The organism is Streptomyces sp. NPDC088762 (assembly GCF_044750905.1).
In the GTDB taxonomy this organism is placed as follows: domain Bacteria; phylum Actinomycetota; class Actinomycetes; order Streptomycetales; family Streptomycetaceae; genus Streptomyces.
This window is the reverse complement of record NZ_JBIVKT010000013.1, coordinates 207,293-215,329: the sequence shown is the minus strand read 5'-3', so window position 1 is coordinate 215,329 and position 8,037 is coordinate 207,293. Positions and strand designations below refer to the sequence as shown.

Here is an 8,037-nt window from a genome sequence, read left to right as displayed (position 1 = left end):
CGGGGTCGCGGGGTCCCTCCGGGACGTCTCCTCGGCTCGCGCACTAAGGCACGGACCAGCCTTTGAGGGTGGTTGCGCGCTCGTCCTGCGGGGACGTCCCGGCGTGCCCCCGCTCCACCAGCAGGCAACAGGCCCCGGCCCGGTGCGCGGGGGAGTGGATTGCGACCCCCGGCCCGGGTGGGGCCGGAGTGGGGGTTGGGGTGGGGACACGCCGGAGTGTCCCCGCAGGACGAGCGCGCAACCACCTGGAACATGTCGAAGCGGGGGCTTCGTGCGCGAGCCGAGGAGACACTCCGGCGGGGCACCGCCCCAAGCCCCGCTCCGGACCCGCCCGGAGGACACCACCCCAGCCCCGCCGGCGATTGAGGCGAACCGGGGCCCCGTTACGCCGATGCCGTGCCGAATTCGACCAGGGCCTCGTCCACGATGCGCTCCAGGCGGGCATGGTGCGCGCCGCGCCAGTAGACGCGCTCACAGTCGGTGCACTGCGCGAAGACGTCGTAGGAGCGGTGCGTGCCGAGTTCCAGACGGTCCCCGACGCTGTCCTTGTCGGCCTCGCGGAGCGGCCCGTTGCAGGCGGTGCAGCGGGTCCACGGAGCGAGTTCGGGCGCGAACCGGCCGAGCACGTCGCGCAGTTGCTCGTCGGGGTTGTCGCTGTAGACGTACGCGCCGGCGAACAGCTCGCGGCGGCGCAGCAGTCCGCGGTCGCGGGAGAGCAGGACGCGCTGCTCGGCCGCGGAGCGGGTGGCGAGGGCCGGGTCGCCGATGTCCTCGTTCTCGTACGCGGCGTCCACGCCGAGCAGGCGCAGGCGGCGGGCGAGGGTGCCCAGGTGGACGTCGAGGAGGAAGCGCAGCGGGGCGCCGGGGACGCGTTGGGGCCGCTCGACCCCGAACACCTCGACGGTCTGGCCGTCTTGGGGCACGTAGGAGAAGGGCACCTCGTGGCCGTCGACGAGCAGGCGGCCGACCTCGGTGAGCGGGACCCCGGCCGACTCGACGACGTGGCCGAGGCTGGAGGCGCCGTCGGTCGCGGTCGGTACGCGTTCGGCGCGCCGGCTGGGGGCGGCGAACAGGCGCAGTTCGGGAGCGAGGGTGAGTTGAATGCCGGGTCCGTTCACCCTGTCAGCATGCCACTGCCGGGGCCCCGGGTGCGGCCCAATTACGAGGTCGCGGCGGCCTGGTCGTAGGCCTCGCGGTTGGTGCTGACCTCGTCGAAGTGGTTCTCGGCCCACCGCTTCACGGAGGAGAGCAGGCAGCCGAGGTTGCTGCCGAGGTCGGTGAGCCGGTAGTCGACCCGGGCCGGGACGGTGGGGGTGACGGTGCGGGTGACGAGGCCGTCGCGTTCGAGGGAGCGCAGGGTCTGGGTCAGCATCTTCTGGCTGACGCCGGGGATCTTGCGGCCGAGCTCGCTGTAGCGCATCGAGCGGTTCTCGGCTTCGCCGAGGGCGCTGACGATGAGGCCGACCCACTTGTCGCTGATGCGGGCCAGGAGCTGGCCGGTGGGGCACTCGGCGAGGAAGGCGTCGTAGGCGAAACGGGCTTCTTCGCGGGCGGCTGCGGCGGTGCGGGTGGCCATGGGGAACCCACTTCCAGGTCGGGTACGCACCTTGAAGTGCGTACTTACGAAAAGAGAGTACCTCTCCCTAGGTTAGTGCTCATCGAGAACGACGAGACACAGGGGAGAAGGATCATGAGCAGCACGACGATGAAGGCAGTGGTCGTCAACGGGTTCGGCGGCCCGGAGAACGTCGAGATCGCCGAGGTCGCGGTCCCCGGCCCGGAGGCCGGCCAGGTCCGGATCCGGGTCCGGGCCGCCGGGGTCAACCCGGTGGACGGCGCGGTCCGCGCCGGCGTCTTCGGCGGCGCCGGGCAGCGGCTCGGCCTGGGCTGGGACGTGGCCGGGGAGATCGACGCGACCGGTGCGGACGTGACCGGCTGGAACTGGGGCGACCGGGTCGTGGGCCTGCACTACGGGACGGTGAAGCCGCTGGGCACGCATGCGGAGTACGTGGTCCTCGACGCCTCCGCCGTGGCGGCCGCGCCGGCGAGCGTGGACACCGCGGCCGCGGCGGCGCTCCCGCTGAGCGGGCTCACCGCCGCGCGTTCGGTCGGCCTGCTGGGGCTCGCCCCCGGCGCGTCGGTCCTGATCACGGGCGCGGCGGGCGTGGTCGGCGGGCTCGCGGTGCAGCTGGCGGCGCAGGCCGGGCTGGTGGTGACGGCTCTGGCCGGCGAGGAGGACGAGGCGCTCGTACGGTCGCTGGGCGCGGCCGCCTTCGTCCCGCGCGGGCAGGCTCCGGCCGAGCCGGTGGACGGCGTCCTCGACGCGGCCGTCCTGGGGGAGGCCGCGCTGGCCTTCGTCCGCGACGGCGGCGCCTACGTCGGCCTGATCCCCGGCCACGCCCCGGCCGCGGAGCGCGGCATCCGGGTGCAGGAGCAGGAGGTAGCCCCGGACGGCGAGCTGCTGGCCCGCCTGGTGTCCCTGGTCGACGCGGGCACCCTCACCCTGCGCGTCTCGGAGACCTTCCCGCTCACGGACGCCGCCAAGGCCCACGACCGGCTCGACGCCCCGGGCGTCCGCGGCCGCATCGTCCTGACGGCGTGAGGCAGGGGCCGGGGGCGAGGCGCCTGGGGGGGGCCTCGCCCGGAGCCGGTCCGCGTACCGGGACAGGCCATCCCGTGCGGCGTAGCGTGGAATGACGACAGCCCACCATCGCAAGGAGGTGGCGTCCATGCCTGAAGCCCTTGGAATCGGGCACCTCACGCTGACCGTCACCGATGTGAAACGCAGCGCGGAGTTCTACAACCAGTTGTTCGACACCCAGACGGTCCTCGACGTGCAGGACGAGTTCGGGCCGTTCATGGCCGTCGCCTCACCGGCCTTCGTCCTCGGTTTCCGCACGCACCAGACGACCAATGGGGCCGACGCCTTCGACCCGACGCGGGTCGGGCTGGACCATTGCGCCCTGCACGTCGCCGACCGGGCCGCACTGGAGGCCTGGGAGGCGCGGCTGGACGAGCGGGAAGTCGCGCATTCCGGCGTCTTCGAGGATCCGTCCGGGGCCTTGCACCTCAATTTCAAGGACCCGGACAACATCGCAGTGGAGTTCTACTGCCCCGCCCGGCAGGGCTGAGCGGGACCGGGCCGCGCCAGGGCCGGGACCGGGTCAGGGCCAGACCAGGCAGTACGCCTGGTGGCCGTTCTCGTGGAGGCGGTGGGAGAAGTCCTGCCACTCGTGGAGCAGCTGGTAGACGTTGAAGGCGTCGCTCGGGCCACCGCGGTCGGGGACGGTGGACCAGATGAAGGCGGCCGCGCCGACCGACTCCTCTCCGATGCCGCGCAGCGGGTCGACCACCGTCATCGGGAGCTTGACCACCGCGTAGTCGGGGTGGAGGACGACCAGCTCCAGCGGCGGGACCTTGTGGAGGGGTATGCCCTCGATGCCGGTGAGGACCATCGCGGCCATCGTCTCCGGCTTGATCTTGGTGAAGAGACCGCCCATGCCGAGCTCGTCACCGCCGAGCTCTTCCGGCCGCATGGTGACCGGGACGCGGGCGGCCGTCGCGCCGTCCGGAGCCCCGAAGTACTTGTACGTCACACCCATACCCCGGCCCTTGGGGAGTTCGTCGGACGGCAGGGTGGGCCCGGGGACGGCGTCGGCCGCCTCCGTGGAGCGGCGGCGGTGCTTGCCGCGGCGTCGGGCCTCGCGGGCTTCGCGGGCGCGCTGGGGGTCGAGGCCGTCCGTACCCTCGCCCGGTCCACCACCGCGTTGCATATCTCCACCCGACTGGTCTTGCTTGCCCCGGCCCCGCGGCCCCCGCCACGCAGCCTGATCATCATGGCAGTGACCTCCCCCGCGGCGGCGCGGTGAAACGCCCGTCCGCAAGTCTGTCGCGGCCTCTGAGACCATGGCTGGTGTGAGCTACCCGTACCCGTATGAAGCCCCAGTTTCGCAGACGCTCTTCGAGCGCGCGTCCCTCGTGACCCCCGGCGGCGTGAACTCTCCGGTGCGCGCCTTCCGCGCCGTGGGCGGTACGCCCCGGTTCATGGTGTCCGGCACCGGTCCGTACCTCACGGACGCCGACGGCCGTGAGTACGTCGACCTCGTGTGCTCGTGGGGTCCGATGATCCTCGGCCACTCCCACCCCGAGGTCATCGGGGCCGTCCAGGCCGCCGTCGCCCGCGGCACCTCCTTCGGCACGCCCGGCGAGGGCGAGGTCGCGCTCGCCGAGGAGATCGTCGCGCGCATCGAACCCGTCGAGCAGGTGAGGCTCGTCTCCTCCGGTACGGAGGCCACGATGTCGGCGATCCGGCTGGCGCGCGGGTTCACCGGCCGGGCCAAGGTCGTGAAGTTCGCCGGCTGCTACCACGGCCACGTGGACGCCCTGCTGGCCTCCGCCGGCTCCGGGCTCGCGACCTTCGCGCTGCCCGACACGCCCGGTGTGACCGGCGCGCAGGCCGGCGACACGATCGTCCTCCCGTACAACGACCTCGAAGCGGTGCGGACGGCCTTCGCCGCGCACCCCGGCGAGATCGCCTGCGTGATCACCGAGGCCGCGCCCGGCAACATGGGCGTCGTCACCCCGGCCGAGGGGTTCAACCAGGGGCTGGCCGACCTGTGCCGCGAGAACGGCGCGCTGTACATCTCCGATGAGGTGATGACCGGTTTCCGCACCTCGCGCGCCGGCTGGTACGGCGTCGACGGGGTCAAGCCCGACCTGATGACCTTCGGCAAGGTCATGGGCGGCGGCTTCCCGGCCGCGGCCTTCGGCGGCCGCGCCGACGTGATGGGCCACCTGGCGCCCGCCGGGCCGGTCTACCAGGCCGGCACGCTCTCCGGTAACCCGATCGCCACCGCCGCCGGCCTCGCGCAGCTGCGCCTGCTGGACGCGGCCGCGTACGAGAAGGTCGACGCGGTGTCGAAGGAGATCCAGGGTCTGGTGACGGCGGCGCTGAGCAAGGAGGGCGTGGCGCATCGGCTGCAGACCGCGTCCAACATGTTCTCCGTCTTCTTCACCGAGGACGAGGTCCGCAATTACGACGACGCCAAGAAGCAGGAAGCCTTCCGCTTCAACGGCTTCTTCCACTCGATGCTGGCGCAGGGCGTGTACCTGCCGCCGTCCGCCTTCGAGTCCTGGTTCGTGTCCACCGCCCACGACGAGCAGGCGATCGAGCGGATCGCGGCCGCCCTGCCGGCCGCCGCCCGGGCCGCCGCGGAGGCCACCGCATGAGCAGCGACGTCCCCACCCGCCCCGACATCACCGTCGTGCACCTGGTGCGCCACGGCGAGGTGCACAACCCGGACGGGGTCCTGTACGGGCGCCGCGAGGGCTACCACCTCTCCGAGCTGGGCCGCCAGATGGCCGAACGGGTCGCGGACCACCTGAAGAGCCGGGACATCACCTACGTGGTGTCCTCCCCGCTGGAGCGGGCGCAGGAGACGGCGGAGCCGATCGCCAAGGCGCACGGCCTGGACCTGGCGACGGACCGGCGGCTGCTGGAGGCGGAGAACGTCTTCGAGGGCAAGACCTTCGGCGTCGGCGACGGCGCGCTGCGCAAGCCCGGCAACTGGAAGCACCTGACGAACCCGTTCAAGCCCTCCTGGGGCGAGCCGTACGTCGAGCAGGTGGTCCGGATGATGAGCGCGCTGGAGGCGGCGCGCGACGCGGCCCGCGGGCACGAGGCGGTGGCGGTCAGCCACCAGCTGCCGATCTGGATCGTGCGCAGCTTCGCGGAGAAGCGCCGGCTGTGGCACGACCCGCGCCGCCGCCAGTGCACGCTCGCCTCGATGACCTCCTTCACGTACCAGGGCGACAAGCTGGTGTCGGTGGGCTACAGCGAGCCGGCCCGCGACCTGGTTCCGGCGCACCTGCTGGCCGGGGCGAAGCCGGTGAAGGGCAAGTCCAAGGCCTTCGGCGCCTGAGCCCTTACGGCCTGATCGCCCGTCTGTTACGAACCGTTACAGCTTTACCTAATTAAATACAAGTTGCGCCGGGAATCACCGTTCCAGTGCCGCAAGTTCTGACGAATTGTTCGCTTATATGGGCAATGGCATGAGCTGTGCGGGTGACGACGGGACGGTGAGATGCGCGATTTCGGAGGCGTCAGTCGGAGGGGCCTGCTGGGATGGGGACTTGGGGCCGCCGCCGCGATGGGCATCGCGGGCTGCGGTGCACCGGCCACGTCCGATCCCGGCACCCCCGGGCCGATCAAGAACCCGAAACCCGGGGAGAAGCCGGCGGCCAAGGCGATCGGTGACGGCTCCACCGCCGACACCGGCCCGCAGCCCCGCCAGCCCGACAAGCCCGTGCCCCTCCAGCCGGGCGAGACCCCGCCGCAGTTCGTCGTCTTCAGCTGGGACGGCGCCGGGGAGATCGGCAACGGTCTCTTCCCGCGCTTCCTCAAGCTCGCCAGGGACCACGGCGCGGCCATGACCTTCTTCCTCTCCGGCCTCTACCTGCTGCCGGAGGCGAAGCGGAGCCTCTACCAGCCGCCGAACAACCCCGCGGGGGCCTCGGACATCGGCTACCTCAAGGACGAGAACATCCGCAACACGCTGAAGCACGTCCGCGAGGCGTGGCTGGACGGGCACGAGATAGGCACCCACTTCAACGGCCACTTCTGCGGCGGTTCCGGCTCCGTCGCCGGGTGGACCCCGGAGGACTGGCAGAGCGAGATCGACCAGGCCGTGTCCTTCGTCACGAACTGGCGCACGAACACCGGCTTCACCGACCTCGACCCGCTCCCCTTCGACTACCGCAAGGAACTGGTCGGCGCCCGCACCCCCTGCCTGCTCGGCCGGGACAACCTGCTGCCGACCGCACAGAAGCTGGGCTGGCGCTACGACTCCAGCTCACCCGGCGGCCTGCAGGTCTGGCCGGTGAAGAGGTCGGGGATCTGGGACCTGCCGCTCCAGTCCCTGCCCTTCCCCGGGCACTCCTTCGAGGTGCTGTCCATGGACTACAACATCCTCGCCAACCAGTCCAAGAACACCACCAGGGGCGTCCCGGCCAACTACCCGGGCTGGCGCAGCCAGGCCACCGCCACCTACCTCGGCGGCTTCCGCCGCGCCTACGAGACCAACCGCGCTCCGCTCTTCATCGGCAACCACTTCGAGGAGTGGAACGGCGGCATCTACATGGACGCCGTCGAGGAAGCCCTCAAAGGCATGGCGGACAAAAGGGACGTACGGCTCGTATCCTTCCGGCAGTTCACCGACTGGCTGGACGTCCAGGACCCCAGGGTGCTCGCCAAGCTCCGCGGGCTCGGCCCGGGCGAGCCGCCGGCCGGCGGCTGGGCGGCGTACATGACGGGCGCCTGACCAGGGCTTTGGCGCCCCCTCCGGGGGGTGGGTCACGTTCGCAAATCGCCCATGCGAAACTTTTCACATGAGCCTTAGCCGCGCGCTTGTACGTCGAAGGAGCCGCTCGACCAGCGGCCGCGCCCTCCTGCTCACCGCGGTGACCGTTGCGGGCGTCATGACCCTGACGTCCTGCAGCGATGCGGACGGCGGGAGCAAGCCCTCCAACAGCTCCGGTGGCAACTACGTCACGGGCGCGGGCGGCATCTCCCGGGTCGCCAAGGGAGAGCGCGCGGACGCCCCCCGGCTCGACGGGGCGACCGTCGACGGCAAGACCCTCGACACCGCGACCCTCAAGGGCAAGGTCGTCGTCCTCAACGTGTGGGGCTCCTGGTGCCCGCCGTGCCGCGGAGAGGCCAAGTACTTCGCGAAGGTCTCCAAGGAGATGACCGACGCCGGCCAGGACGTGGCCTTCGTCGGCATCAACACGCGGGACAACAGCACCCAGAACGCCGTGAACTTCGAGCAGGACTACGGGATCACCTACCCGAGCCTCTACGACCCGGACGGGAAGCTGATGCTCCGCTTCCCCAAGGGCACGCTCAACCCGCAGGCCATCCCCTCCACGATCGTCCTCGACAAGGAGGGCAAGATCGCCGCCCGCACCCTGGTCGCGATCAACGAGGAGCAGCTGCGCTCGATGATCGACCCGCTCCTCGCGGAGAAGTGACCTCGTGGT

At 71.4% G+C, this 8,037-nt stretch carries 9 protein-coding genes; 6 read left to right on the top strand and 3 right to left on the bottom strand.

What is annotated here, in order from left to right; translation table 11 throughout:
* Nucleotides 1-383 precede the first annotated feature (383 nt).
* Both ACIP5M_RS26835 and ACIP5M_RS26830 read right to left on the bottom strand, forming a co-directional pair.
* Complete coding sequence (locus ACIP5M_RS26835) at nucleotides 384-1,118, bottom strand: Mut7-C RNAse domain-containing protein (RefSeq protein WP_401201479.1); 735 nt, start codon at nucleotides 1,116-1,118, stop codon at nucleotides 384-386.
* Between the two features lie 41 nt (nucleotides 1,119-1,159).
* The gene (locus tag ACIP5M_RS26830; RefSeq protein WP_401201478.1) at nucleotides 1,160-1,576 is read right to left on the bottom strand and encodes a winged helix-turn-helix transcriptional regulator; all 417 of its coding nucleotides are present in this window, start codon (nucleotides 1,574-1,576) and stop codon (nucleotides 1,160-1,162) included.
* Nucleotides 1,577-1,705: 129 nt separating this feature from the next.
* On the opposite strand from ACIP5M_RS26830, the gene ACIP5M_RS26825 reads away from it, so the two are divergent.
* Complete coding sequence (locus tag ACIP5M_RS26825; RefSeq protein ID WP_401201505.1) at nucleotides 1,706-2,602, top strand: NADP-dependent oxidoreductase; 897 nt, start codon at nucleotides 1,706-1,708, stop codon at nucleotides 2,600-2,602.
* Nucleotides 2,603-2,729: 127 nt separating this feature from the next.
* Nucleotides 2,730-3,131, top strand: a complete 402-nt coding sequence (locus ACIP5M_RS26820) for a VOC family protein (RefSeq protein WP_401201476.1) — start codon at nucleotides 2,730-2,732, stop codon at nucleotides 3,129-3,131.
* Between the two features lie 33 nt (nucleotides 3,132-3,164).
* Here the strand turns inward: ACIP5M_RS26820 and ACIP5M_RS26815 are convergent, their stop codons facing one another.
* Complete coding sequence (locus tag ACIP5M_RS26815; protein ID WP_382642698.1) at nucleotides 3,165-3,602, bottom strand: hypothetical protein; 438 nt, start codon at nucleotides 3,600-3,602, stop codon at nucleotides 3,165-3,167.
* 304 nt (nucleotides 3,603-3,906) lie between these two features.
* On the opposite strand from ACIP5M_RS26815, the gene hemL reads away from it, so the two are divergent.
* The 4 genes from hemL (at nucleotide 3,907) to ACIP5M_RS26795 (ending at nucleotide 8,028) form a co-directional block, all read left to right on the top strand.
* Nucleotides 3,907-5,229, top strand: coding sequence for a glutamate-1-semialdehyde 2,1-aminomutase (gene hemL, locus ACIP5M_RS26810; RefSeq protein ID WP_401201474.1), 1,323 nt, complete (start codon nucleotides 3,907-3,909; stop codon nucleotides 5,227-5,229).
* Complete coding sequence (locus ACIP5M_RS26805; protein WP_401201472.1) at nucleotides 5,226-5,921, top strand: histidine phosphatase family protein; 696 nt, start codon at nucleotides 5,226-5,228, stop codon at nucleotides 5,919-5,921. The genes hemL and ACIP5M_RS26805 overlap by 4 nt, the downstream gene beginning before the upstream one ends.
* A 162-nt stretch (nucleotides 5,922-6,083) precedes the next feature.
* Nucleotides 6,084-7,319, top strand: a complete 1,236-nt coding sequence (locus ACIP5M_RS26800; protein WP_401201470.1) for a hypothetical protein — start codon at nucleotides 6,084-6,086, stop codon at nucleotides 7,317-7,319.
* Between the two features lie 67 nt (nucleotides 7,320-7,386).
* On the top strand, nucleotides 7,387-8,028 hold the full coding sequence (locus tag ACIP5M_RS26795; RefSeq protein WP_401201468.1) for a TlpA family protein disulfide reductase: 642 nt from the start codon (nucleotides 7,387-7,389) through the stop codon (nucleotides 8,026-8,028).
* Nucleotides 8,029-8,037 lie beyond the last annotated feature (9 nt).